This window comes from Mesorhizobium sp. M1428 (genome assembly GCF_040317515.1).
GTDB lineage: Bacteria > Pseudomonadota > Alphaproteobacteria > Rhizobiales > Rhizobiaceae > Mesorhizobium.
The window spans coordinates 86,855-108,679 of sequence record NZ_JAMYKT010000017.1; the positions used below are offsets into that span (position 1 = coordinate 86,855).

At 63.3% G+C, this 21,825-nt stretch carries 25 protein-coding genes and 1 tRNA gene; 14 read left to right on the forward strand and 12 right to left on the reverse strand.

Translation table 11 applies throughout. From position 1 onward, the window contains the following. The first annotated feature begins 11 nt into the window (after positions 1-11). Positions 12-482, forward strand: a complete 471-nt coding sequence (locus NKG60_RS22690) for a YbhB/YbcL family Raf kinase inhibitor-like protein (RefSeq protein ID WP_352471470.1) — start codon at positions 12-14, stop codon at positions 480-482. A 24-nt stretch (positions 483-506) separates the two neighbouring features. Here NKG60_RS22690 and NKG60_RS22695 read toward each other — a convergent pair whose 3' ends face one another. From NKG60_RS22695 to NKG60_RS22715, 5 genes are all read right to left on the reverse strand, one after another. Next, entirely contained in the window at positions 507-1,982 is a 1,476-nt protein-coding gene (locus tag NKG60_RS22695; RefSeq protein WP_352666401.1) for an FAD-dependent oxidoreductase, read from the reverse strand. A 1-nt stretch (position 1,983) separates the two neighbouring features. Beyond that, complete coding sequence (locus tag NKG60_RS22700) at positions 1,984-2,973, reverse strand: hypothetical protein (protein WP_352666403.1); 990 nt, start codon at positions 2,971-2,973, stop codon at positions 1,984-1,986. A 425-nt stretch (positions 2,974-3,398) separates the two neighbouring features. Continuing rightward, positions 3,399-4,247: an alpha/beta fold hydrolase gene (locus NKG60_RS22705; RefSeq protein ID WP_352666405.1), complete on the reverse strand. Its 849-nt coding sequence runs from the start codon at positions 4,245-4,247 to the stop codon at positions 3,399-3,401. Positions 4,248-4,348: 101 nt separating this feature from the next. Continuing rightward, positions 4,349-4,425 (reverse strand) — tRNA-Arg (locus NKG60_RS22710). A 47-nt stretch (positions 4,426-4,472) separates the two neighbouring features. Beyond that, a complete protein-coding gene (locus tag NKG60_RS22715; RefSeq protein ID WP_352451189.1) occupies positions 4,473-5,165 on the reverse strand; it encodes a winged helix-turn-helix transcriptional regulator in 693 nt (230 codons plus the stop codon). A gap of 338 nt (positions 5,166-5,503) precedes the next feature. Between NKG60_RS22715 and NKG60_RS22720 the strand changes: the two genes are divergently transcribed. From NKG60_RS22720 to NKG60_RS22730, 3 genes are all read left to right on the forward strand, one after another. Next, positions 5,504-5,830, forward strand: coding sequence for a DUF1330 domain-containing protein (locus tag NKG60_RS22720; RefSeq protein WP_023677873.1), 327 nt, complete (start codon positions 5,504-5,506; stop codon positions 5,828-5,830). A 127-nt stretch (positions 5,831-5,957) separates the two neighbouring features. Next, entirely contained in the window at positions 5,958-6,482 is a 525-nt protein-coding gene (locus NKG60_RS22725) for a hypothetical protein (protein WP_502903418.1), read from the forward strand. Between the two features lie 134 nt (positions 6,483-6,616). Then, on the forward strand, positions 6,617-6,907 hold the full coding sequence (locus tag NKG60_RS22730) for a hypothetical protein (RefSeq protein WP_352666409.1): 291 nt from the start codon (positions 6,617-6,619) through the stop codon (positions 6,905-6,907). A gap of 465 nt (positions 6,908-7,372) precedes the next feature. Here NKG60_RS22730 and NKG60_RS22735 read toward each other — a convergent pair whose 3' ends face one another. Then, entirely contained in the window at positions 7,373-8,536 is a 1,164-nt protein-coding gene (locus NKG60_RS22735) for a M20 aminoacylase family protein (RefSeq protein WP_352975627.1), read from the reverse strand. Positions 8,537-8,806: 270 nt separating this feature from the next. Here NKG60_RS22735 and NKG60_RS22740 point away from each other — a divergent pair, with 270 nt between their 5' ends. Together NKG60_RS22740 and NKG60_RS22745 are read left to right on the forward strand one after the other, a co-directional pair. Beyond that, positions 8,807-9,985 (forward strand): D-alanyl-D-alanine carboxypeptidase family protein, encoded by a 1,179-nt coding sequence (locus tag NKG60_RS22740; protein ID WP_352666439.1) that lies wholly within the window; start codon positions 8,807-8,809, stop codon positions 9,983-9,985. 4 nt (positions 9,986-9,989) lie between these two features. Beyond that, positions 9,990-11,132, forward strand: a complete 1,143-nt coding sequence (locus NKG60_RS22745; RefSeq protein WP_352666412.1) for a CobW family GTP-binding protein — start codon at positions 9,990-9,992, stop codon at positions 11,130-11,132. A gap of 164 nt (positions 11,133-11,296) precedes the next feature. On the opposite strand, the gene NKG60_RS22750 is transcribed toward NKG60_RS22745, so the two are convergent. From NKG60_RS22750 to NKG60_RS22770, 5 genes are all read right to left on the reverse strand, one after another. After that, positions 11,297-11,566 (reverse strand): sulfurtransferase TusA family protein, encoded by a 270-nt coding sequence (locus tag NKG60_RS22750; RefSeq protein WP_352666413.1) that lies wholly within the window; start codon positions 11,564-11,566, stop codon positions 11,297-11,299. A 5-nt stretch (positions 11,567-11,571) separates the two neighbouring features. Next, complete coding sequence (locus NKG60_RS22755; protein ID WP_352666440.1) at positions 11,572-12,897, reverse strand: L,D-transpeptidase family protein; 1,326 nt, start codon at positions 12,895-12,897, stop codon at positions 11,572-11,574. A gap of 212 nt (positions 12,898-13,109) precedes the next feature. Then, positions 13,110-14,060 (reverse strand): acetyl-CoA carboxylase carboxyltransferase subunit alpha, encoded by a 951-nt coding sequence (locus NKG60_RS22760; protein ID WP_254816618.1) that lies wholly within the window; start codon positions 14,058-14,060, stop codon positions 13,110-13,112. 99 nt (positions 14,061-14,159) lie between these two features. After that, complete coding sequence (locus tag NKG60_RS22765) at positions 14,160-15,077, reverse strand: site-specific tyrosine recombinase XerD (RefSeq protein ID WP_352666414.1); 918 nt, start codon at positions 15,075-15,077, stop codon at positions 14,160-14,162. Continuing rightward, a complete protein-coding gene (locus tag NKG60_RS22770; protein WP_023677884.1) occupies positions 15,074-15,223 on the reverse strand; it encodes a hypothetical protein in 150 nt (49 codons plus the stop codon). The genes NKG60_RS22765 and NKG60_RS22770 overlap by 4 nt, the downstream gene beginning before the upstream one ends. A gap of 158 nt (positions 15,224-15,381) precedes the next feature. On the opposite strand from NKG60_RS22770, the gene NKG60_RS22775 reads away from it, so the two are divergent. The 6 genes from NKG60_RS22775 to NKG60_RS22800 all read left to right on the forward strand — a co-directional run bounded on the left by NKG60_RS22775 (position 15,382) and on the right by NKG60_RS22800 (position 19,636). Next, positions 15,382-15,984, forward strand: a complete 603-nt coding sequence (locus NKG60_RS22775; protein WP_352666415.1) for a shikimate kinase — start codon at positions 15,382-15,384, stop codon at positions 15,982-15,984. Further along, entirely contained in the window at positions 15,981-17,102 is a 1,122-nt protein-coding gene (gene aroB, locus NKG60_RS22780) for a 3-dehydroquinate synthase (RefSeq protein WP_352867146.1), read from the forward strand. The genes NKG60_RS22775 and aroB overlap by 4 nt, the downstream gene beginning before the upstream one ends. Then, positions 17,099-17,995, forward strand: a complete 897-nt coding sequence (locus NKG60_RS22785; protein WP_352666418.1) for an HlyC/CorC family transporter — start codon at positions 17,099-17,101, stop codon at positions 17,993-17,995. Before aroB ends, NKG60_RS22785 begins: the two co-directional genes overlap by 4 nt. A gap of 40 nt (positions 17,996-18,035) precedes the next feature. Beyond that, positions 18,036-18,845, forward strand: a complete 810-nt coding sequence (locus NKG60_RS22790; RefSeq protein WP_352666419.1) for an alpha/beta hydrolase — start codon at positions 18,036-18,038, stop codon at positions 18,843-18,845. A gap of 162 nt (positions 18,846-19,007) precedes the next feature. Continuing rightward, a complete protein-coding gene (locus NKG60_RS22795) occupies positions 19,008-19,241 on the forward strand; it encodes a type II toxin-antitoxin system Phd/YefM family antitoxin (RefSeq protein WP_352666421.1) in 234 nt (77 codons plus the stop codon). A gap of 2 nt (positions 19,242-19,243) precedes the next feature. Beyond that, a complete protein-coding gene (locus NKG60_RS22800; RefSeq protein WP_352666442.1) occupies positions 19,244-19,636 on the forward strand; it encodes a type II toxin-antitoxin system VapC family toxin in 393 nt (130 codons plus the stop codon). 5 nt (positions 19,637-19,641) lie between these two features. Here the strand turns inward: NKG60_RS22800 and NKG60_RS22805 are convergent, their stop codons facing one another. Further along, entirely contained in the window at positions 19,642-19,944 is a 303-nt protein-coding gene (locus NKG60_RS22805; protein WP_352666423.1) for a BolA family protein, read from the reverse strand. 133 nt (positions 19,945-20,077) lie between these two features. Between NKG60_RS22805 and NKG60_RS22810 the strand changes: the two genes are divergently transcribed. Continuing rightward, positions 20,078-20,707: a J domain-containing protein gene (locus NKG60_RS22810; protein ID WP_254816626.1), complete on the forward strand. Its 630-nt coding sequence runs from the start codon at positions 20,078-20,080 to the stop codon at positions 20,705-20,707. A 123-nt stretch (positions 20,708-20,830) separates the two neighbouring features. Beyond that, complete coding sequence (gene cobS, locus NKG60_RS22815) at positions 20,831-21,817, forward strand: cobaltochelatase subunit CobS (protein ID WP_352489391.1); 987 nt, start codon at positions 20,831-20,833, stop codon at positions 21,815-21,817. Positions 21,818-21,825 lie beyond the last annotated feature (8 nt).

Sequence of the window (21,825 nt, forward strand, 5' to 3'; positions counted from 1 at the left end):
GAGAAATAGCAATGCCACTCACCCTTATCAGCCCGGCGTTTCGGGCAGGCGGAAGAATTCCCGAAAAATATGCGCGTGACGGCCAGAACGTCTCGCCGCCGCTGAAATGGTCCGGTGTCCCGGATGGAACCAAGAGCCTTGTTCTTGTCGTGCGGGATCCCGATGCGCCAAGCGGGATTTTCGGACACTGGGCAGTATTCAACATCCCGCCGGATGCCGGCGGACTCGCCGAGGCCGAAGATGGCAAGCCCGGCCCGTCGGCCCTCAGGCAAGGCACCAACGATTTCGGCAATGCCTATTACGATGGTCCGCAGCCGCCTGCAGGGCATGGCGTCCATCATTACCACTTCCTGCTGGCCGCGCTCGATGTGCCGAGCCTCAGCGTACCGGGACAGGCGGGCGTGCATCAGGTCTGGAAGCAAGCCCAGAAACACGCGTTGGAGGAGACGGAGTTGGTCGGAACCTACGAACGGCCGGCGTGATGCGGGCCGCGCCGGTCGCCGCCTTCACAATGTAATCTGGGCAAGCGGTTTTCGGGCAGGGCCGTGGATGACCGAACCGTCGGCGGCGAAGATCGAGCCGTGGCAGGGACAATCCCAGGTGTGGTCCGCATTGTTCCAGGTCACGGTGCAGCCCTTGTGGGTGCACGTCGCCGAAACCGCCTGGAGTGCGCCTTCGGTGTCTCTCCACGCAGCGATCTTTTCGTCTCCCCTGACGATCACGCCACCCATGCCGGGCGCAATGTCGTGGGTGCTCGAGACGATCGATTGGCTGCGGCCGTTCTTGTGGAAGTCCTCGGGGTAGGGCCGCGCCGGATCGTACAGTTTTTGCCATGGGCTCGGGCGGCCGCAGATCAGGTCGGCGATCATCGTGCCCGCGGCCGTCCCGTTGGTGATGCCCCAAGCGTTGAAGCCCGTGGCAATGTGGAAGCCGGCGGCCTTGGCGGGATCGGGTTCGCCGGCGTATGGGATCCTGTCGGCCGTATCATGGTCCTCGTTGCACCAGCGCCACGCGACGTCGCCGACCGGAAGGTTCTTTCTTGCCCATTTTTCCAGTTCGACAAACCGCTTCGCCACGTCGCCATCCCAGCCGGTGTTGAATTTGGGGCCAAGCGTGACCAGCAGTGGACCTTCGGCATCACGGCCTGTGCGAATGGAATGCGTCGGGTCGTCGATGCCGATGAACATGCCGTCGACAGGGAGGGGATCATCGATCCGAAAGGCCATCACGGTGTGGCAGCGCGGTTGAGTCCGGTTCGCCATGCCGACGGGGCTCTTCACCGTCATGTTGGTGGCGACGACAACGTGCCCGGCATCAACGGCGCCGCCATCGGTGACGACGCGCCAGCGGCTTGCCTCGTCGATCGAGGTGGCGCGGCTGTTTTCGAAGATCCGACCGCCACGGGCCGTCACCGCTTCCGCCAGGCCAACCAGATACATCGCCGGATTGAACTGCGCCTGGTCGGGGAACCGTAATGCCGCGGCCGTTTCGAAAGGCAGCGGTGCGCGTTCGAGAACCTCGGCCTCCAGCCCGACCTGACGCGCGGCCTCCGCCTCGGCCGCGACCTTCGCGCGCCGGCCATCATCGCAGGTGTAGGTATAGGCGTCCTTGCTCTCGAAATCGCAGACGATGGCGCAGTTGTCGACCCAATCGCGGATTTGTCGGGCGCCGGCGGAATTCGCATCGGCATAGGTCTGCGCCAGGTCCCGGCCAACGCTGTCGATGAGATGACGATAGATCAGCGCATGCTGCGTGGTGATCTTGGCCGTCGAGCGGCCGGTCACCTGGCCACCTATGCGCAGGCCTTCAATGACGATCACCGATTGGCCCGCCTCGCAAAGGCGAAGCGCCGTCGTCAGCCCGACAATTCCGGCCCCCACGACAACGGCGTCCGCACGGATCGAACCTTCGAGCTGGGGATAGTTCGTGGATCTGGCTGCCGCCACCCAACAGCTTCCCGGCTTTCCCAAGAGAATGGCCATTTCAACCGCGTTCCTTGCGTCTCGATGCACTTCCATCGACAACCGCGCCGGCGGAGGAACGTTCCCGAGCTTGGTCGCTTTCAATCGATCTCTCGCCACCCTGGGTCAGAAAAGCACCGGGAAGGTGCGAGGTGCAGGCCATAACCCAAGTGATCGCCTCGCGGTCGTATTCGTCGCCGGAGCGCCAGTCCTCGAAGAAGGCGTTCAGCCTATCGACACGCCCCGGCCAGATACCGGCGGCCTGCAGGCCGAGCGAAACGCCGTAATTGGTGAAGGCGAACTTGGTATCGCGCAGCCATGGCGCGCGGCTGAAATAGCCGGGCGGGTCGACCCACATCGTTTCCAGGGTTCGCAGCGAACGCCTCGTCTGCGCCCCAGCCCACGGCTCGTCGGGAAAGAAATGGGCGAGCCACAGCATCATGCCGAGGCCGAGGTCCTGCTCGATGTCGAGGGTGGGCCAATCGCGCTCCATCAGGTCACGCATCTGCGCGATCTCGGGCGCCAGTGCGTCCTCATCGAGCATCCGGTAAGAGACGTAGCCGTCATAGGCATCCATGCTGCCGAGGCCGTAGCCGGGGTAAGGGCCGCTCAGATCCTCCTGCATTTTCCAGATCACGCCGCGGCCAGGGATCACAAACGCCGGGTGAATGTCGCGCGCCAGCGCAATGCCGCGCTTGCGGTATTCCGGCTTCAGATCGCCGAGACGCGCCAAGGCGAACAGCCACATCGCCAGATAGTGGAAGTACTGGCCGTCGCGATCGGCCGCTTCGCCGATCCTCAGTCCGTGCCGGCGGCCGAGCACACGCTCGACATCGGCCGCCAGCCGCTCGGCCGCGTCCAGCCAGCGCTCTTCGCCAGTTTCTGTGTAAAGCGAGACGTAGAGCACGACCCCGAATGCGTCGGTCCACAGATACCGCAAGCCGTTGGGCCAGATGCCTTCGGCGCGCATCCAGTCGAGCTTTCGCAGGACATAGTCGACGTCACGCAACATCGCGCCAAGGCCCGAACTTATGGCAGACCGGGCTGGTGTTCGGTGCCGCGCGATTGCGAGCATGCAGAATTTTGAGCATGTCTCTCCTCCGTTGCGGTTGATCTGGCTAGATACCGCGAAACGATCTGATCGGCGGCAGGTTCCTTGGCCGTCCGATTGAGGAACCTCCGCCTGATCATGAGTTTCAGGTCCAGGCGCTCACTTCCGCACGGTGGAGGTTTCATTGCCGCACCCGATCGTGCTCTCCCTGGCAGCATCAACGCCGACGAGTGGAGCAGTACAGAAAGCGACGCCGCGCGAAAAAGGCAAAAGTGCACTGTCACCGTATTTCTGTGGCGTATTTCGAATTTTTGAGAGACCGCGCGCGAGGAGTATCTGGCCGAGACTTAGCGCGCCCGAGGCCGGGAGCTGCCAGGGCGAGGTCCTTAAGCGGCGCCCGTCAGCCTCCGCACGACGTCCTCGGCATGGTTCACGAGGGTCGAGACGTGAGCGTCATTGGGGAAGTAAGTCGCTTCGCACCGGGGTAGTCTCGCCACATTCACGCGCGCCTGAGCAGCAGAAATTTGCTGGTCGAGTTCGCCGTGCCAAAGGCGCAGCTGCGGAAACGCGATGTCTTCTGGTGAAAAGCCCCAGGGCGCGCCCAGGAGTTTCGCGTCCTGCACGCTGCCCTTCGTTCCCTGCCGGAACGCCTCGACCAACGACGCGGCAAGGGCTTCTCGAACCTGGGCGCGGTCAAGGCTCGTACGATCCGCTGCGGGCCACCGCCGCGCGAGCCTCACGAGCGACCGTTGAGCCTGGCTTCGATCGTGAAAGCGGCGATGCGCCAGCGGCATAAGCAGGTGCGGCATCACCCGCGATACGAGAAAGGCAAGGACACCGGGTTCTGTAGGTCCCGAGACGATACCGCACCCAGCAAGTCGACCGGGAATCTTGCAGGCGCAGGCCAGCGCGAACGGCCCGCCGCCTGAAAAGCCGACCACGGAAAATCGATCGACGCCGAGCTGGTCGGCGAGCGCACTGACGTCGTCCGGCCAATCCAACAGGCGACGGCCAGATGCGAAGGAAGATAAACCGACTCCGGGACGATCGATCGCGAGAACGCGGACGCCGGCGCGTTCGGCGGCTTTATGCAGCATCCCGCCCTCCAGACGGGAACCCGGAAAACCGTGAAAGTACAGCAACAGCTTGCCATTGGGCGCGCCGTATGCGGCAACACCTAACAGACGGCCATCGCGTGACCGCAACTTGGATGAATTAGCGTCCTCTACAATCATGGCTTAAGCCTTAGGCGAAGCCGCAATACGTATCGAGCTCCCTAATGTATGCTCGCGAATACCGGTGACAGTGCACCTTTTAGGTAACCAATTGAAAACGTTGGTGATCCCGACAGGAATCGAACCTGTGACCTACAGATTAGGAATCTGCCGCTCTATCCTACTGAGCTACGGGACCATCGCGCCCGACACATAACCGCTTCGGATCGTTTCGCCAAGAGGCAGCTAGGCTGCTCGCTTGGGTTCGACCGCGAACGGGCTCAGGCCGAGCCAGGTCTGCATTTTGCGGGCGATATCCTGGTCTCCCGTCAAGATGACTTTCGCCCCGGCCTTCTCGACGGTGATCAGCCCCATCCAGATTTCAGTCATGGTGTGCAGGTCGGTTGAGACGTAGAGATCGACATCGAAGCCCGGATCGTACCAGCAGAGGTCGACCTCGCCGTGCTTCTCGACGATCAGCCACCATGACCGTTTCGAGGCGGGGAGCTCCTGATACAGAAATTGTATCACCGTGCGGCCATCGGGCAGCGGCGACGCATTGAGGTTGCGCCGCATGTCCCACATCAGCAGCGACGGATCGAGGTTCTTCAGCGACAGCCGCGACTCGACCCATTTCTGCCCCCAAAAGCCCATCGCCTCGACGACGGAACGCAGATCCCGGCCTGCCTCGGTCATCCGGTATTCGAAGATGCCTTTCTCGCCGCGCACCTCCTTGCGCTCGACGATCCCGGCCAGTTCGAGCTCCTTGAGGCGTTGCGACAGAAGGGTCGGCGACATTTTGGGGACGCCGCGGCGCAGATCGTTGAAACGGGTCGAGCCCGCCACCAATTCGCGAAGCAGAACCATGGTCCAGCGGGTGCACAGCACCTCCGCGGCCATCGATAACGGGCAGAACTGCTTGTATCCGGACTGGGTCATGATATTGCCTTCCCCTCAAACTCAGCCGGAACCATAGGCCTTTCCCGGCGACGCGGCGAGTACAGAAACTGTACCGGCCCGGTGTGGTGGATTTGAAGTTCCTGCTTTCTGGGTGGCATCAGCGTTAGGATCTTCAAATCCAAAACCACACTGGAAATCCAGGCATTTGCTGGTGTGGCATTCGAATCCGAAATTCGCTCGCTGCGTTGCTCCAAAGTGAATGCGAATTTCGGATTCGCCACACCAGTACAGATCGCGGACTGGCTGGCGCGACCTTGCCATGCGACCCCTCTGCCGCTGCACTGGATACCCCTGTGCACGACCAGGAGACATAACCCATGACCGCTTACGTTATCGCAGACATCAAGGTGAGGGACCCGAAGTGGATGCCGGCCTATGCCGCGTCGGTCCACGACCTCGTACACAAGCACGGCGGCAGATATCTGTCGCGCAGCGGCAATGTGAAGACGCTCGAAGGCAAGCCGCTCGACACGACGCTGATTGCCTTGATGGCGTTCCCGACCGAGGCCGCGGCGCGCGCCTTCACCGACGATCCCGCCTACGCACCGTTCGTTTCGGCCCGTCAGGGCGGCAGCGACAGCCGTTTCCAGCTGATCGACAACTCCGATCTGGCCGGAACCATCCCGTATCTGCCGAAGGGATGATGTTCCCCTGCATTCGTCGCATCGGGACAGGGATCTCCCAGCAACAACAGCCACAGCGTCCACCTGCCGGGCCTCCTTACTACCGGCGGCCGGCCGGGCTGTGCTTTTCAAGAAGAATGGAATGACTATGACAATCAACTTTCGCAACAAGTTCCTCGCTGCCGCGGTGCTGCTGTCGGCCTGCACTGCATTGGCGCAGGCGCATCAGGCAGCGCCCTCGTCCGGTCCCAATCCGCTGGCCGACAAGGTGCGAGCCGCCAACAGTCGCTTCGAGAGTGTGGCGGCGGCGACCGCCGAGGGCTATGCTCCCATTCCTTGCGCCAGCGGCATCACCGGCGGCGCCATGGGCATCCATTACGTCAATCCCGGCTACCTCAAGGACGACGCTGTCGATGTCGCCAAGCCCGAAGCGGTGATGTACGAGCCGATGGCCGACGGCACGCTAAAACTGATCGCGGTCGAATACATCACCTCGAAAGGCCCGGCCTCGCTCGATGGGCATCTGTTCAACTTCAACAGCGCGCCCAACCGCTATGGCCTCGGTCCGTTCTACGAGCTGCATGTCTGGGCCTGGAAAGGCAACCCAACCGGCGCGTTCGCGGACATGAACCCGAAGGTGTCGTGCGAACCGACGACTGCTGCCAGCCAGTAAGCAGCCGAGCCAGGCGGCGTCAACGCCGCCTGGCCGCGCTGAATTGCGGGGCACCCGGCAACGGGCGCAAAGACGGCTCGGATAGCGGAACTTTCGGGATGCCGGCGCGCTTTAGTGTCCCGAGGAGACACCGCATGAGCGCCACCAAAGAATTCTTTGAAACCTGGCTGCAGGAGAATGTCGGCAATCTGCCCGCCGAGAGCGAGGTGAGCGTCGCCGTCCTGGCGCAGCAATTCGAGCAGGATGCCGATGCTGCCGGCTATGGCCACGAGGTTCGCGAAGACGAACTCGGCAATATCCAGGAGGCGATCGAGGCAGCCCTGAAGAAGGCGAGGACAGGCGAAGAGCCGCAGTCCGCCGACGACAATGAGCTGGCGCCGGTCATGGAGGCACTGGAGGTCGAGGATCCGAAGAGCGGGCCTTGACTGATTAGCCGGCGAACGACCACGTGCTCTGCACCTGACGGCGCAGGCCAACCACTTGCGTCGATGCACTCTTCGGCCATGGTAACGGCATGGATCCTAGGGTCTCCGCGACGTCGCTTCGCTCCTGCTCCGCCCTAGGATGACGAAGGGAAAAATGTTTCCGCCAATCTGGAGAGGTTTGTAGTTCGCCATCAGTCGTCGTCCGATAACACGCAGACGCACTGCCAATCTCCAACATCAGCCATTGGCCTCAGCTTTCAGCGATCATGCCTTCGTCATCCTAGGGCGAAGCAAGGAGCGAAGCGACGCGGCGTAGACCCTAGGATCCATGCCGTTACGTTCGAGCGTCGCGGCCTTCGGTGAACATCAACACACGGAGGCGGATGCGTTCAAATTGATCCGTGTCATGCTCCGTCTGTTGTTGGTTGCATTTCTACGGCGCCAACGGATTCCACTCGGCAAATGCTACGCCGCCAGTGCCGTCTCCGCCAGCTTCACCCAATAGCTCATGCCGTGCGGGATGACCTCGTCGTTGAAATCGTAGGCCGGGTTGTGCAGGCCGGCGGTATCGCCATTGCCGATGAAGATGAAGGCGCCCGGCCGCGCTTCCAGCATGTAGGAGAAATCCTCGCCGCCCATCACCGGCTGGATCGCGCGGTGCACATGGCTGTCGCCGGCGACGTCGGCCGCGACGTCGCTGGCAAAGACCGTCTCTTCCGGATGGTTGAAGGTGACGGGGTAGTTGGCATTGTAATCGACCTCGATTGTCGCGCCGAAGGCAGCACCCAGGCCTTGGCAAAGGGCGCGGATGCGCTCTTCGGCCTTCTTGGCAACCTCCTTCTTCAGCGTGCGTACCGTTCCGGCGATCTCGGCGCTCTCGGGAATGATGTTATAGGCGTCGCCGGCGTGGAATTTCGTCACCGAGACGACCACCGCCTCGACCGGATCGGTGCTGCGCGAGGCGATCGTCTGCAGCGCGCCGACAAGCTGGCTGGTGATGACGATCGGATCGATGGTGCCATGCGGCATCGCCGCGTGGCCGCCCCGGCCCTTGACGGTGATGGTGAACTCGGCGGTCGCCGCCATGATCGGACCCGGCCTGATGGCGAACTGGCCGACCGGTAGGCCCGGCATGTTGTGCATGCCGAACACCTTGGAGATGCCGAAGCGCTCCATCATGCCGTCCTTGACCATCTCGTTGCCGCCGCCGCCGCCCTCTTCGGCCGGCTGGAAGATGACCGCGACGGAGCCGGCGAAATTGCGCGTTTCGGCGAGGTATTTGGCGGCACCCAACAGCATCGCGGTGTGGCCGTCATGGCCACAGGCGTGCATCTTGCCGGGGACGGTCGAGGCATAGGATTTGCCGGTGATCTCGTTGAGCGGCAGGGCGTCCATGTCGGCGCGCAGGCCGATGGTCGAGCCTTCGCCATGGCGGCCGCGGATGATGCCGACGACGCCGGTCTTGCCCAAACCCGTCGCGATGTCGTCGCAGCCGAATGCCTTCAGCTTCTCGGTGACGAAGGCGGCGGTCTTGAAGACGTCGAAATTCAGCTCCGGCGTCTGGTGCAAATGGCGGCGCCAGCCGGCCATCTCGTCCTGCATTTCGGCGGCTCGGTTCAGGATCGGCATGATGGTTCCATTTCGCTGTTGGAGCAGGCGGTCTTGGCCTGCTGCTTTGCAATTGTGCCTGCTGCCTTGCAACCATGCACGCAGCTTTGCATTGTGCTGCTGCTTCCACATTGTGATCGGCAGCACTTTGCCATGTTGACGTCACATAGAGTAAATAGCACCGCGACTGTGGTCCGGGAACAGAGGGCCGGACCATTATCCTGGCGATCGTGTAACGAAATCTTACGGAGCCAGGTGCGACTGCGGCAAGAGGCTATTTCGGTTTTTATGATGCGCTACAGGCATTTCCTCAAACTGTTGGCGGCGGGCGCGGTGGTGCTTGCGGCGCTGGCCGGGCCCGCCTTGGCCAATCCGACCATCCTGTTCGACCTGAACAGCGGCAAGATCCTGCAGCACCAGGACGCATTCAGGCGCTGGTACCCGGCATCACTGACCAAGCTGATGACCGCCTATGTGGCGTTTCGAGCGATTGCCGCGGGCGAGGTCCAGCTCGATTCGCCGATCAAGGTGACGAAACATTCCGCCGGCGAGCCGCCGAGCAAGATGGGCTTCAAGCCGGGCTCGGTGATGCGGCTCGACAATGCGTTGAAGATGATGCTGGTCAAATCGGCCAACGATATCGCTATGGCGGTCGGCGAGAATATCGGCGGTTCGCAAGCGGCTTTCGCCGAACGCATGAACGCCGAGGCGCGGCGGCTCGGCATGAGCGGGTCGCATTTCGTCAATCCGAACGGGCTCTATTCGCCGGACCAGTATACGACAGCGCGCGATCTTGCTTTGCTGGTGATGGCGATTCGCACGGAATTTCCGCAATATGCCCCCTGGTTCTCGATCGAAGGCCTTGCCGTCGGCAAGAAGGCAATCTCCAACTACAACCTGCTGATCGGCCGCTATCCGGGTGCCGACGGCATGAAGACGGGTTTCGTCTGCTCGTCCGGTTTCAACATGATCGGCTCGGCTACCCGCAACGGCCGCACCGTGGTCGCCGTAGTGCTCGGCGAACGGTCGGCCATTACCCGCGCCGAGACGGCGGCAAAACTGCTCGACCAGGGCTTTGCAACGCCGGCGCCGAGCGGGCTGACGGTCGCGGCGCTGCCTGTCTATGGCGACACCATGTCGGCCAACGACATGGATGACGAGATTTGCAAGAAGAAGCCGGTCGCGGAGCAGTCGGAAGCAGCACCGGCGGTCGGCGACAAGGGCAAGGACCTGCCGAAATCGCCCTATAAGGAAAAGCTCGACCATGTCCCGACGCTGATCGCCGTTGGCCTCGGCGGTGCCACGGGGCCGGTGCCGAAGGCGATGCTCGACGCCTCCGGGCAGGAATATGCCGACGTGCCGCTGCCGACATGGCGGCCGGACCGGGCGCCGCCGGCCGGCGCCGAGCCTGTTGTGGCCGGATCCGCCACCGCCGTGCAGGTCCAGCAGCCGACCAAGGCGCTGAACTAGCCGCATGGCCGGCTTCCCGATCCCCGTTTCGGTGCTCACCGGCTTTCTCGGCGCCGGCAAGACGACGCTGCTCAACCGGCTGCTCCGGGATCCGGCGCTCGCCGACACCGCCGTCATCATCAACGAGTTCGGCGAGGTGGCGATCGACCATCTTCTGGTCGAGCAGGCCTCCGACGGCATCATCCAGCTCTCCGACGGCTGCCTCTGCTGCACGGTGCGCGGCGAGCTGGTCGACACGCTGGCCGATCTCGTCGACCGGCTGCAGACCGGCCGCATCGACCGGCTTGCCCGCGTCGTCGTCGAGACCACCGGGCTCGCCGATCCCGCCCCCGTGCTGCAATCGATCATGGCGCATCCGGCCCTGGTCCAGGCCTTCCGGCTCGACGGCGTCATCACCCTGGTCGATGCCGTCAACGGCAATGCGACGCTCGATGCCCATGTCGAGGCAGTGAAGCAAGTGGCGGTCGCCGATCGCATCGTGCTCAGCAAGGCCGACCTGGCCACGGATGCAGGTAATGTCGAGGCGTCGCGGGCGCGGCTCAGGCAGCTCAACCCGAGCGCCGTGGTGCTCGACACGAGCCAGGCGAGCGCCGCGACCCTGTTCGATTGCGGGCTCTACAATCCGGCTACCAAATCGGTCGATGTGCAGCGTTGGCTGGGCGAAGAAGCCGGCCACAACCATGACCACAGCGGGCATGACCACAGCGGGCATGATGACGACGGGCATGACGGTGGCGACCACCATCACCATGGTCATGGTCATGGCCACAGGCACGATTCCCGCGTGCGTTCGTATTCGCTGGTCCATGACGGGCCGGTGCCGTTTTCGGCAATCGAGATGTTCCTCGATCTGCTGCGCTCGGCGCATGGCGAGCGCCTGTTGCGGATGAAGGGCGTCATCGAGCTTGCAGAAGACCCGTCGCGGCCACTGGTTATCCATGGCGTGCAGAAGATCCTGCATCCGCCGGTGCAACTGCCGGCCTGGCCGGACAGCCAGCGCGGCACCAGACTGATGCTGATCACGCTCGATATGCCGGAAGACTATATCCGCCGGCTGTTCGCCGCCTTCACCAACCGGCCGTCGATCGACACGCCGGACCGCGCTGCCCTGGAAAGCAATCCGCTGGCTATTGCCGGGCGTGGGTGAAGCTGCCGATCTCCCCCCTCGAGGGGGAGATGGCCGGCAGGCCAGAGGGGGTCGACGCGACCGGACGCGGCCTCCTGCGGCAGATCAAGGTTGGCGCTTTACGCGAGGCGACCCCCTCTGTCGCCTTCGGCGACATCTCATCCTCGAGGGGGAGATTACCCCGCTCAGCCGCGCTCGACCAGGAAGCGGTGGCCGCCTGACGTCGCGGTCGTCTCGACCAGCCGGTGGCCGCTCTCGGCGCAGAAGGCGGGAATGTCTATGACGGCGAGCGGGTCGGTGGTTTCGAGCCACAGCCGGCTGCCCGGCTGCATTGCGGCCAGGCGCTTTTTTGCCTTGAGCACGGGCAGCGGGCAGTTCAAGCCTTTGAGGTCGTAGACGGCGGCGCGGCTGGTTGAAGGCCTGTTTTTTTGGCCCCCATCTTCTTGCTCAAGCATAAAGCTCAGCCGCCAAACATGCCGAGCAGCTTTTTCTTCAATCTTGTCGCCGTGCTTTCGGCGTCCGCAGCCTGCGTTTCGACTGCCGGGGCGGCGTCCGATGGCGCTACGGTGGCGGTGGCGACAGGCATCTCTGCGGCGGTCTTGGCTGCTTCCTTTTCGGCGAGCGCCTGGGCCTTGGCAGCTTCCTTCTCGGCCAGGGCTTGCGCCTTGGCTGCCTCTTTCGCGGCCTTGGCCGCTTCTATGGCGGCAAGCCTTTGTTCCTCGGCCTTCTGCTTGGCAGCCTTTTCGGCGTCGAGCGCCGCCATCTTGCGGCCCGCCGGCGAATCGATGCGGCCCATGCGCGCCGTTTCGGCCACGGTACCGTCAGGGTTCAGCGAGGGCGGCTCGATCGGAACGCGTTCGCCGCGGGCACGCCGTTTCGACCAGTCGGAAACGATGCTGGCTTCCTTGATCCCGGCGATGGTCGGCTTGGGCGCCGGCACGCTGGCCTTGATGGCGCCGTTGAAGGCCGCCTCATAGGTGCTTTGATAGGCGTTGATGGCGCTCTTCAGCGAATCGGGCTGGGTGGTTGCAGGGCAAGGGCCGGTCGGATTGAAGGTCGAGCCGTCGGCCGCAATCTGGTTGAACACGTAGCGCTTCTCGCAGACGTCGACCTTCGGCGGCACCTTGGTGACCTCGAAATTGTCGTAGCCGACCTTCAGCATCTTCCAGAATTCGTAGTTCGGGTCGTTGCGATAGCGCGCCATGTTGGCTGCGGTCATGCGGAACGGAAAAGCCTGGATCTGGAACTCGGTCTGGCCGCCCTGGAAGGCGTCGCGGCCGAAGGCGTAGATCTGCTCGATCTGCGCGTCGGTCATCGAATAGCAGCCAGACGACGAGCAGGCGCCATGGACCATCAGGTTCGAACCGGTGCGGCCATTGGCGCGATCATAGGCGTTCGGGTAGCCGATGTTGAAGGACAGGTGATAATTCGACCGCGGGTTCATCTGTGCCGGACGGACGGTGTAAAAGCCTTCCGGCGCCTGGCGGTCGCCTTCGGTGAACTTCGGCCCGAGCTTGCCCGACCATTTGCAGATGTCGTAGCTGGCGACCAGGTCGTAGCGGCCGTTGGTCTTGGCCTTCCAGATTTCGAGCTTGCCTTCTTCCTTGAAGATGCGGGCCATCACCGAGGAGGTGCGGACCATGCCCTTGGCTTTCATCTCGGACAGGATCTTGTCCGGCAGCGGCTTGTTGGCTTGCGGCGCAAAATCCTTCATCGAAGCATCGTTGCAGCCGGCGACGCCGATCGCAGCGATCAGAACTCCGGTGCGGGCAAGCCTGGCTAACATGGATATGGCTATCGTCTTCATCTCTGCGCCGCGGATGCCGCGGCTGCTAAACTGACCACTGACGGACCCTAAGCCCGTTAACCTTGAAAATTCCTTTCCGCAATCATGCTGGCGCGTCCCCTTACGGCAAGTCCACTGAGCCGAATGCAGCGGCATTTTTGTGGCGAAACTGGTTCACGCCGCCACATTTCGGGCCGCGTGCCTGCCGGATGTTACAGATTGCGGCCCATCGCCAGGTATTTCTCGCGGCGATGCTCGCGGAAGTCGGTGTTGGCGCCGGAGAATTCCTTCATCGTCCTGGCAATGAGGTCGCCGGTGGCGGCGATCACCGTTTCGGGGGCGCGATGGGCACCGCCGAGCGGCTCGGCGATGATGGCGTCGATGATCTTCAGCTCCAGCAGGTCCTGCGCCGTGATCTTCATGTTGGTCGCAGCATCCCTGGACCGCGTGGTATCGCGCCACAGGATCGAGGCGGCGCCTTCCGGCGAGATCACCGAATAGATGGCGTGTTCGAGCATGTAGACGCGGTTGGCGGTGGCGATCGCTATGGCGCCGCCCGAGCCGCCTTCGCCGATTACCACCGAGATCGACGGCACCTTCAGGCCAAGGCAGGCCGAGGTCGACCGGGCGATGGCTTCCGCCTGGCCGCGCTCTTCGGCGTTGACGCCGGGATAGGCGCCGGCAGTGTCGACCAGCGTCAGCAGCGGGATCTGGAAGCGGTCGGCGAGTTCCATCAGCCGCACCGCCTTGCGGTAGCCCTCCGGCCGCACCGAGCCGAAATTATGCTTCAGCCGGCTTGCCGTGTCGGAACCCTTCTCCTGGCCGATAATCGCCACCGGCTCGCCACGAAAGCGGGCAAAGCCGCCGACGATCGCCTGGTCCTCGCCGAAATTGCGGTCGCCGGCGAGCGGCGTGAAATCGGTAAGCAGGCCCTTGATGTAGTCGATGCAATGCGGCCTGTCCGGATGGCGCGCCACCTGCACCTTCTGCCACGGGGTCAGCGCCTTGTAGGCGTCGCGCAGCGCATCGCGCGAGCGCTTCTCGAGGCGGGCGATCTCATCGCCGACATCGACCGCCTCGCCGTTCTCGGCAAGCTTCTTCAGCTCAAGGATCTTGCCTTCGAGATCCTGCACAGGCTTTTCGAAATCGAGGTAATTGTACATTCTTGGGCGGACCGGCAAGTCGGAAGGCAATGACTGACGCAAGCCTGAAAATGCAGGCTGGGCGCGGTGGAACGTCGTTCTCACATAGCGACATGACGCCTAGTCGGCAAGCGGATGATGATCGTTGACCAGACGCACCAGCCGCTCCTCCAGCACATGCGTGTAGATCTGCGTCGTTGAAATATCGGCATGGCCAAGCAACTGCTGCACGGCCCTGAGATCGGCGCCGTTCTGCAGGAGATGGCTGGCGAAAGCATGGCGCAGCACATGCGGGGATATCTTCGCCGTGGCAATGCCGGCCCGCGCGGCAAGCCCCTTCAGCTCGCGGGCAAAGACCTGTCTCGAAAGATAGCCGCTGTCCGAGGCGGCCGGAAACAGGAACGGGCTGTCGGCAAGAGCCGGCACCGCCGCCCGCGCGGCAAGCCATGTCCGCATCGCCGTGCGCGCCTTGGCCGACAGCGGCACCATGCGTTCCTTGTTGCCCTTGCCGCGCACCATGAAGAAGCGGTCGTCGCGCTGTGCCACCGTCACGGGAAGGCCGACCAGCTCCGAAACGCGCAAACCGGTGGCGTAGAGCACCTCGACCAGCGCGTGCAGGCGCAGCGCCGCCAGGCTGTCGCCGTCGTTGAGCGAGGGGTCGATCGCCTCCTGCGCGGCGCGGTCGAGCAGCCGGCCGGTATCGGCCTCGCTCATCGTCTTCGGCAGCGGCCGGCCCTTCTTCGGGCTGTCCAGCGTGCCGGTCGGATCGTCGCCGCGCAGGCCTTCGGCGTAGAGGAACTTGAAGAACTGCCGGACCGCCGACAATTTGCGCGCCTGCGAGGTGGCGGCAAAGCCACGCGCGGCGATGTCGTCGAGATAGGCGCGGATGTCAGCGCTTGTGGCAGCGGCAAGCCCGCCGCCGATCCCGGCGGAAGCGTCCTCGAGGTCGTGGCGATAGGAGGAAAGCGTGTTTTCGGCAGCGCCGCGCTCGGCGCTCATCATCTCCAGGAAAGCTTCGATGCGGGCGGCGCTGTTCATTTTTTGGGATTGAGCTTTTCCGGAGGGATACGCACGCTCATTTCCGCCTTTCTCGGCTCGACGAACATGACCAGGGCGAACATCGCGCCATAGACAATGCCGGCCAGAATCGCGAGCGTCACGACAAAGCGAAACAGTGTTGGCATTAATTTTCGCCCGTCGTCTTATTCTGCATTTCCAACCCTGTGCCCTTATGAGACGCCAATCCGGCCAATTCAAGGGTGAAGCCCATAGTCCCGGTTGCGCCGCGCTTGACGCAAACAGGCTTTTGATGTCGATACGCCGGCAAAGAGGCCCTAGAAGCATGAATGCGCTACCAGCAAATCCTCCGGGCGAGAGCCATGCCGCGCTGCTCGGCCGACTGGGCGGCCGTTCCATCGTCTTTGTCGGGCTGATGGGCGCCGGCAAGACGGCGATCGGCCGCAAGGTGGCGGCGATGCTGGCACTGCCCTTCATCGACAGCGACCAGGAGATCGAAACCGTTTCGCGCATGAGCGTCCCGGACCTGTTCGAGCGCTATGGCGAGGCGGAGTTCCGGGCGCTGGAGCAGCGCGTCATCCTGCGCGTGCTGGAGCACGGGCCGCAGGTGCTGTCGACCGGCGGTGGCGCCTTCATGAACGCGCAGACGCGCGAGGCGATCGCCAGCCATGGCGTTTCGGTTTGGCTGAAAGCCGAGATCAACCTGTTGATGGAGCGCGTTTCCAAGAAACAGAACCGGCCGCTGCTGAAAAGCGCCGATCCACGCGCCGTGCTCGAACGGCTGATGGCGGAACGCTACCCCGTTTATGCCGCGGCCGATGTCATCGTGCCGACCCGCGACGACCGCAAGGAGATCATTGCCGCCGAAGTGGTAGAGGCGTTGCGCGGCCACCTTGGCGTTGCCGACATCGACGAGGTGCGGTCGTGAGCGCTGATGCAACGGTCTCTGTCGAAGTCGGGCTTGGCGAGCGTGCCTACGACATTTTGATCGGTCCCGGCCTGCTGTCACGCGCCGGCGCCGAGATTTCGCGCCGTCTGCCGGGCACGCGAGCGGCGGTTGTCACCGACGAAAACGTCGCTAGCGCGCATCTCGCGACGCTTGCGGCCGGCCTGGCAAGCGGAGGCATCCAACATGCCGTCATCACGCTGCCGCCCGGCGAAAAGACCAAGAGCTTTGCGCATCTCGAAGAGGTGGTCGACGGCGTGCTGGCCGCCAAGCTGGAGCGCGGCGATGTCGTCATCGCTCTCGGCGGCGGCGTCGTCGGCGACCTCGCCGGCTTTGCCGCCGGCATCGCGCGGCGCGGCATGAACTTCGTTCAGGTTCCGACCTCGCTGCTGGCGCAGGTCGATTCCTCCGTCGGCGGCAAGACCGGCATCAACAGCAAGCGCGGCAAGAACCTGGTCGGGGTGTTTCACCAGCCGAAGCTGGTGCTGGCCGACACCGAAGTGCTCGACACGCTGCCGATCCGCGAGTTTCGCGCCGGCTACGCCGAACTGGCCAAATACGGGCTGATCGACCGGCCGCAGTTCTTCGCCTGGCTGGAGGAAAACTGGCCTCGCGTGTTTGCCGGCGGGCCGGAGCGGGCTGCGGCCATCGCCGAGGCCTGTCGCGCCAAGGCCGACGTCGTTGCCCGCGACGAGTTCGAGACCGGCGACCGCGCCCTGCTCAATCTCGGCCACACTTTCGGCCATGCGCTGGAGGCGGCGACCGGCTATGACGGCGCAAGGCTCGTGCATGGCGAAGGCGTCGCCATCGGCATGGCGCTGGCGCATCGCTTTTCGTCAAGGCTCAATTTGGCGAGCCCCGACGACGCGGCGCGTGTCGAGGCGCATCTTCGCGCCGTCGGCCTGCCCTGGCGCATGGCCGACATTCCAGGCGAACTGCCCGACGCCGAGACGCTGTTCTCCTTCATCACCCAGGACAAGAAGGTGTCGCGCGGCGCGCTGACCTTCATCCTGACGCGCGGCATCGGCCAGGCCTTCATCGCCCGGGATGTGCCGGCCTCGGAAGTGCTGGCGTTCCTCCGGGAGAACCATCCGGGATGAGCCAGGCCGGCTGGATCGCGGCTGCAGTGCTCGCCGGCCTCGGCCTGCTGGGCTTCGTCCTGCGCCGGCAAATGCTCGCCGCCTTCGGCTACGAGCTGCAACGCATCGAGCCGCAGCGCTCGGCGCGCGACGAACTGCGCGGCGCCGTCGACGATTTCCGCCGCGACGGCCAGGTGGTGCGCGAGGACCGCGCCCGCATTGGCGGCCTGTTCGACCTCGAGGAGCTCGAAGTGTCGGACGTCATGGTCCACCGCACCAATATGCGCTCGGTCAATGCCGACGACCCGCCGGAAGCGGTGGTTCGCGAGATCCTGCAGAGCCCGCACACCCGCATGCCGTTGTGGAAGGGTTCGCTCGACAACATTGTCGGCGTGCTGCACGCGAAGGATCTGCTGCGCGCGCTGAACGAGGTCGGCAACGATTTCTCCCGGATCGACGTGATGAAGATCGCGTCGAAACCGTGGTTCGTGCCCGACACCACGACGCTGCAGGAGCAGCTCAATGCCTTCCTGCGCCGCAAGGCGCATTTCGCCATCGTCGTCGACGAATATGGCGAGGTCGAAGGGCTGGTGACGCTGGAAGACATCATCGAGGAGATCGTCGGCGAGATCGCCGACGAGCACGACATCGACATCCAGGGCGTCAAGCAGGAGGCCGACGGCTCCGTCGTCGTCGACGGCACGGTGCCGATCCGCGACCTGAACCGGGCGCTCGACTGGAACCTGCCGGACGAGGAAGCCACCACCATCGCCGGCCTTGTCATCCACGAGGCGCAGTCGATCCCGGACGAAAAGCAGGCCTTTACGTTTCACGGCAAGCGCTTCGTCGTCATGAAGCGCGACAAGAACCGGATCGCACGGTTGAGGATCAAGCCGGCGATGCTTGGAGAATGACAGTGCGCACCTTGTGGCAGCCGTGGGCAGTCAGGCGTTTATGACAATCGATCGGCGAACCCTGCTTCTGGCGTCGATGGCGGCGCTGCTGCCGGGGCAGGCTCGTGCCGCATCGCGGCTGCGTTCGCAATCGCCCGAAACCTTCGACTATGGTCCGGCCAAGCTCGACATCTATTCCCGCGATGGCGCAAGCGGCCTGCCGGTCGTCTTCTTCGTCCATGGCGGCGCCTGGCGGGTCGGCAACCGCAACAATGTCAACTCCAAGCCTGGTTTCCTGCTCGACAATGGCTTCTGCTTCGTCTCGATCGACTACCGGATGTTGCCTGAAGCAGACGTCGCCACCCAGGCGGCTGATGTCGAACTGGCCTATCGCTACGTCCGCGCCAACATCGCCAGGCATGGCGGCGATCCGGACCGGATCGTCGCAATGGGCCATTCGGCCGGCTGCCATCTCGTCGCATTGACCGGCCTGCGCGGCGGCCTGCCCGGCGTCGCGGCGCTGGTCCTCGACGACACCAGGGCTTACGATCTGGAGGCACTGGCCAGGAGCGGCGGCATGGCAGGGGTCTATGCCCGCGCCTTTTCCGATCCGGCGCAGTGGCGCGCGCTGTCGCCTGTCACCTACGTCGAAGGCCGCAAGCACCCGCCGACCTTTATCGCCCATTCGCGCGCGAAAGCCCGCGCGGCGGACGCGCAGGCCTTCGCCGAGCGTCTGCGCGCCACCGGAACCAGGGTCACGCTGTTCGACGGCAGCGCCTATTCGCACATGTCGATCAATCGCGACTTCGGCACCGAAGGCGATACATTGACCGCAGCGGTGATGGCTTTCCTGAGGGCGAGCCTCGGCTGAGTTACCAGCGGGTCTTTTGGATGGCGGCAGGCCGGTGAGGCGCGCGCAGACGCGGGGAACGAGGGACGGCTAAGCCGGAGCGATTGCTGTGACCGTGGTCATTGCCCGTGGTCACTTCTGGTCCTATATAGTGAACGGCAATTTTGTTCATTGAGGTGGCGCATGGCCGCGCAGGTGTCGAAATCGAAGTTCAAGGCAAAGGCTCTCGAGTATTTTCGTCAGGTTGAAACGAGTGGCGAGCCAATCATTGTGACCGATCACGGCCAGCCCACACTGGAGATACGACGCTATGAATCGGTTGCGCGCGACCCTTTGGAGGTGCTGCGCGGGTCCGTCCTGCGTTACGACCGCCCCACGGATCCGGTGGCCGAAGATGATTGGGAAGCCAGCAATTGATCGTGTTGGACACGCATGTTCTCGTCCGCTGGGTCGGCGGTGAGACCGATATGCTTTCAGAACCCGCACTTCACGCAATCGAGCGGGAGAGGATAGGTGGCGAGATTTTGATCTCCTCGATATCGGCATGGGAAATCGCCATGCTGATTTCCCGGGGGCGTCTCCTGCTATCGATGGACGTGGGCGAATGGCTGGCGACGGTCAGCAAACTCGAAAAACTGAGCTTCATTTCCGTCGATAATGACATTGCCGTGAATAGTACCGAACTTCCGGGAGAGTTTCACAAAGATCCGGCTGATCGGATCATTGTTGCGACCAGTCGAAAATTTGCGGCACCTTTGGTGACCGCGGATCAGAAGCTGCGAGACTATCGATATGTAAAGACGATCTGGTAGGGCAATTACCAGCGGGTCTTTTCGCCGGGCGCCGCCGGCTCGATCGCCAGGGCGTGGACGCCGGATTTCAACTCCTCGGCCAGCAGATCGTTGACGGCGCGGTGACGCTCGACGCGGCTCATGCCGGCAAAGGCGGGGGCGACGATGCGGACGCGGAAATGCGTCTCGCCGGCGCCGTCGAAGGTGGCGTGATGGCCGGAATCCACATGATGATGCCCGGCATGAAGATGGCTTTCGTTGATGACGGACAGCCGTTCCGGCGAAAACGCCTTTTTCAGCTTATCTTCCATCGTTGCCTGTATGGACATCGCCGCTTCCCTTCACCACATCTATGTCATCGCACAAAATTCGCCATTCGCCGGTTTTATGCCGCGATTCAGCGGTTAGGGCGATCATCGCGAAAATGTCAATTCTTGTTTCGCATCCGCGAACAGCCCATAAATGGGTGAGATGAAGCCGTACCCAAAATATTTCGAGAAGATTCGCATCCGCCCGGAGAAGGACGCGGAGCTGAAGTCGCGTTCGCCGATCTGCCAGTGGGATGGCTGCAAGGAGGCCGGTACCCACCGCGCCCCGGTCGGACGCATGAAGGAAGGCGAGTATTTCCAGTTCTGCTTCGACCATGTGCGCGAGTACAACAAGGGCTTCAATTATTTCTCGGGCGTTCCCGACACCGAGATCGCGCGCTTCCAGAAGGAAGCCATGACCGGTCACCGGCCGACCTGGAAAATGGGCGTCAACGGCGCCTCGACACGCTCCTCGCCCGATTTCGCCCAGGCGCGCTCCGGCCGCGCCGGCTATTACAATCGCATGCGCGATCCCTTCGACCTGTTCAAAGGCCCGAAGGACCCGCGCGAAGCACGCGAGCGCAAGGCCAAGCCGCTTGAGGCCAAGGCACTGGAAACGCTTGGCCTTGATACAAAGGCAAGTGGCAAGGATATCAAGGCGCGCTATAAGGAACTTGTGAAACGCCACCATCCGGATGCGAATGGCGGCGACAGAGGTTCGGAAGACCGGTTCCGCGATGTGCTCCAGGCGTATCGCGTGCTCAAGCAGGCAGGTTTGTGCTGAGCGACCTTACGGTTCGTGTCGCTTTCCAACTTTCATAAGGTTGGAAAAGGCTCTAAGACCGCCCCCGAACAAAATCGATTGCCAGCGAAACGCGGCGTTTCGCTTGTGGAGACGTTGATAGAGATGAACAAGGTCGATCGCGACATCGCCAACCTGCCCGACACCACGGTGTCGGTGAAGGAGACATTCGGCTTCGACTCCAGGATGGTGGTGCCGGCCTATTCGGTGACGAGCGAGCATGTCCCCGACATCGACCCGGACTACCTGTTCGACAAGAACACGACTATGGCGATCCTCGCCGGCTTTGCCTATAACCGCCGGGTCATGGTGTCGGGCTATCACGGCACCGGCAAGTCGACGCATATCGAGCAGGTCGCCGCACGCCTCAACTGGCCTTGCGTGCGCGTCAATCTCGACAGCCATGTCAGCCGTATCGACCTCGTCGGCAAGGACGCCATCGTCGTCAAGGACGGGCTGCAGATCACCGAATTCCGCGATGGCATCCTGCCCTGGGCCTACCAGCACAATGTCGCGCTGTGCTTCGACGAGTACGATGCCGGCCGCCCGGACGTGATGTTCGTCATCCAGCGCGTGCTGGAATCGTCGGGCCGGCTGACGCTGCTCGACCAGAGCCGGGTCATCCGCCCGCATCCGGCCTTCAGGCTGTTTTCGACCGCCAACACGGTTGGGCTGGGCGACACCACCGGCCTCTACCACGGCACCCAGCAGATCAACCAGGCGCAGATGGACCGCTGGTCGATCGTCACCACGCTGAACTATCTGCCGCACGACAATGAGGTGAACATCGTGCTGGCCAAGGCCAAGCACTATCGCGACGGCAAGGGCAAGGAGATCGTCAACAAGATGGTGCGCGTCGCCGACATGACGCGGTCGGCCTTTATCAACGGCGATTTGTCGACCGTCATGAGCCCGCGCACGGTCATCACCTGGGCCGAGAATGCCGAAATCTTCGGCAACATCGGCATGGCGTTCCGGCTGACCTTCCTCAACAAATGCGACGAGCTGGAACGCTCGCTGGTCGCCGAGTTCTACCAGCGCGCCTTCGGCGAAGATCTGCCGGAATCGGCTGCCAATGTGGTGCTGGGCTAAGCAGAGTC

Coding starts and splice junctions, on each gene's coding strand:
- NKG60_RS22690 (WP_352471470.1), top strand. CDS start 12: ATGCCACTCACCCTTATCAGCCCGGCGTTTCGGGCAGGCGGAAGAATT.
- NKG60_RS22695 (WP_352666401.1), bottom strand. CDS start 1,982: ATGGCCATTCTCTTGGGAAAGCCGGGAAGCTGTTGGGTGGCGGCAGCC.
- NKG60_RS22700 (WP_352666403.1), bottom strand. CDS start 2,973: ATGTTGCGTGACGTCGACTATGTCCTGCGAAAGCTCGACTGGATGCGC.
- NKG60_RS22705 (WP_352666405.1), bottom strand. CDS start 4,247: ATGATTGTAGAGGACGCTAATTCATCCAAGTTGCGGTCACGCGATGGC.
- NKG60_RS22715 (WP_352451189.1), bottom strand. CDS start 5,165: ATGACCCAGTCCGGATACAAGCAGTTCTGCCCGTTATCGATGGCCGCG.
- NKG60_RS22720 (WP_023677873.1), top strand. CDS start 5,504: ATGACCGCTTACGTTATCGCAGACATCAAGGTGAGGGACCCGAAGTGG.
- NKG60_RS22725 (WP_502903418.1), top strand. CDS start 5,958: ATGACAATCAACTTTCGCAACAAGTTCCTCGCTGCCGCGGTGCTGCTG.
- NKG60_RS22730 (WP_352666409.1), top strand. CDS start 6,617: ATGAGCGCCACCAAAGAATTCTTTGAAACCTGGCTGCAGGAGAATGTC.
- NKG60_RS22735 (WP_352975627.1), bottom strand. CDS start 8,536: ATGCCGATCCTGAACCGAGCCGCCGAAATGCAGGACGAGATGGCCGGC.
- NKG60_RS22740 (WP_352666439.1), top strand. CDS start 8,807: ATGCGCTACAGGCATTTCCTCAAACTGTTGGCGGCGGGCGCGGTGGTG.
- NKG60_RS22745 (WP_352666412.1), top strand. CDS start 9,990: ATGGCCGGCTTCCCGATCCCCGTTTCGGTGCTCACCGGCTTTCTCGGC.
- NKG60_RS22750 (WP_352666413.1), bottom strand. CDS start 11,566: ATGCTTGAGCAAGAAGATGGGGGCCAAAAAAACAGGCCTTCAACCAGC.
- NKG60_RS22755 (WP_352666440.1), bottom strand. CDS start 12,897: ATGTTAGCCAGGCTTGCCCGCACCGGAGTTCTGATCGCTGCGATCGGC.
- NKG60_RS22760 (WP_254816618.1), bottom strand. CDS start 14,060: ATGTACAATTACCTCGATTTCGAAAAGCCTGTGCAGGATCTCGAAGGC.
- NKG60_RS22765 (WP_352666414.1), bottom strand. CDS start 15,077: ATGAACAGCGCCGCCCGCATCGAAGCTTTCCTGGAGATGATGAGCGCC.
- NKG60_RS22770 (WP_023677884.1), bottom strand. CDS start 15,223: ATGCCAACACTGTTTCGCTTTGTCGTGACGCTCGCGATTCTGGCCGGC.
- NKG60_RS22775 (WP_352666415.1), top strand. CDS start 15,382: ATGAATGCGCTACCAGCAAATCCTCCGGGCGAGAGCCATGCCGCGCTG.
- NKG60_RS22785 (WP_352666418.1), top strand. CDS start 17,099: ATGAGCCAGGCCGGCTGGATCGCGGCTGCAGTGCTCGCCGGCCTCGGC.
- NKG60_RS22790 (WP_352666419.1), top strand. CDS start 18,036: ATGACAATCGATCGGCGAACCCTGCTTCTGGCGTCGATGGCGGCGCTG.
- NKG60_RS22795 (WP_352666421.1), top strand. CDS start 19,008: ATGGCCGCGCAGGTGTCGAAATCGAAGTTCAAGGCAAAGGCTCTCGAG.
- NKG60_RS22805 (WP_352666423.1), bottom strand. CDS start 19,944: ATGTCCATACAGGCAACGATGGAAGATAAGCTGAAAAAGGCGTTTTCG.
- NKG60_RS22810 (WP_254816626.1), top strand. CDS start 20,078: ATGGGTGAGATGAAGCCGTACCCAAAATATTTCGAGAAGATTCGCATC.
- cobS (WP_352489391.1), top strand. CDS start 20,831: ATGAACAAGGTCGATCGCGACATCGCCAACCTGCCCGACACCACGGTG.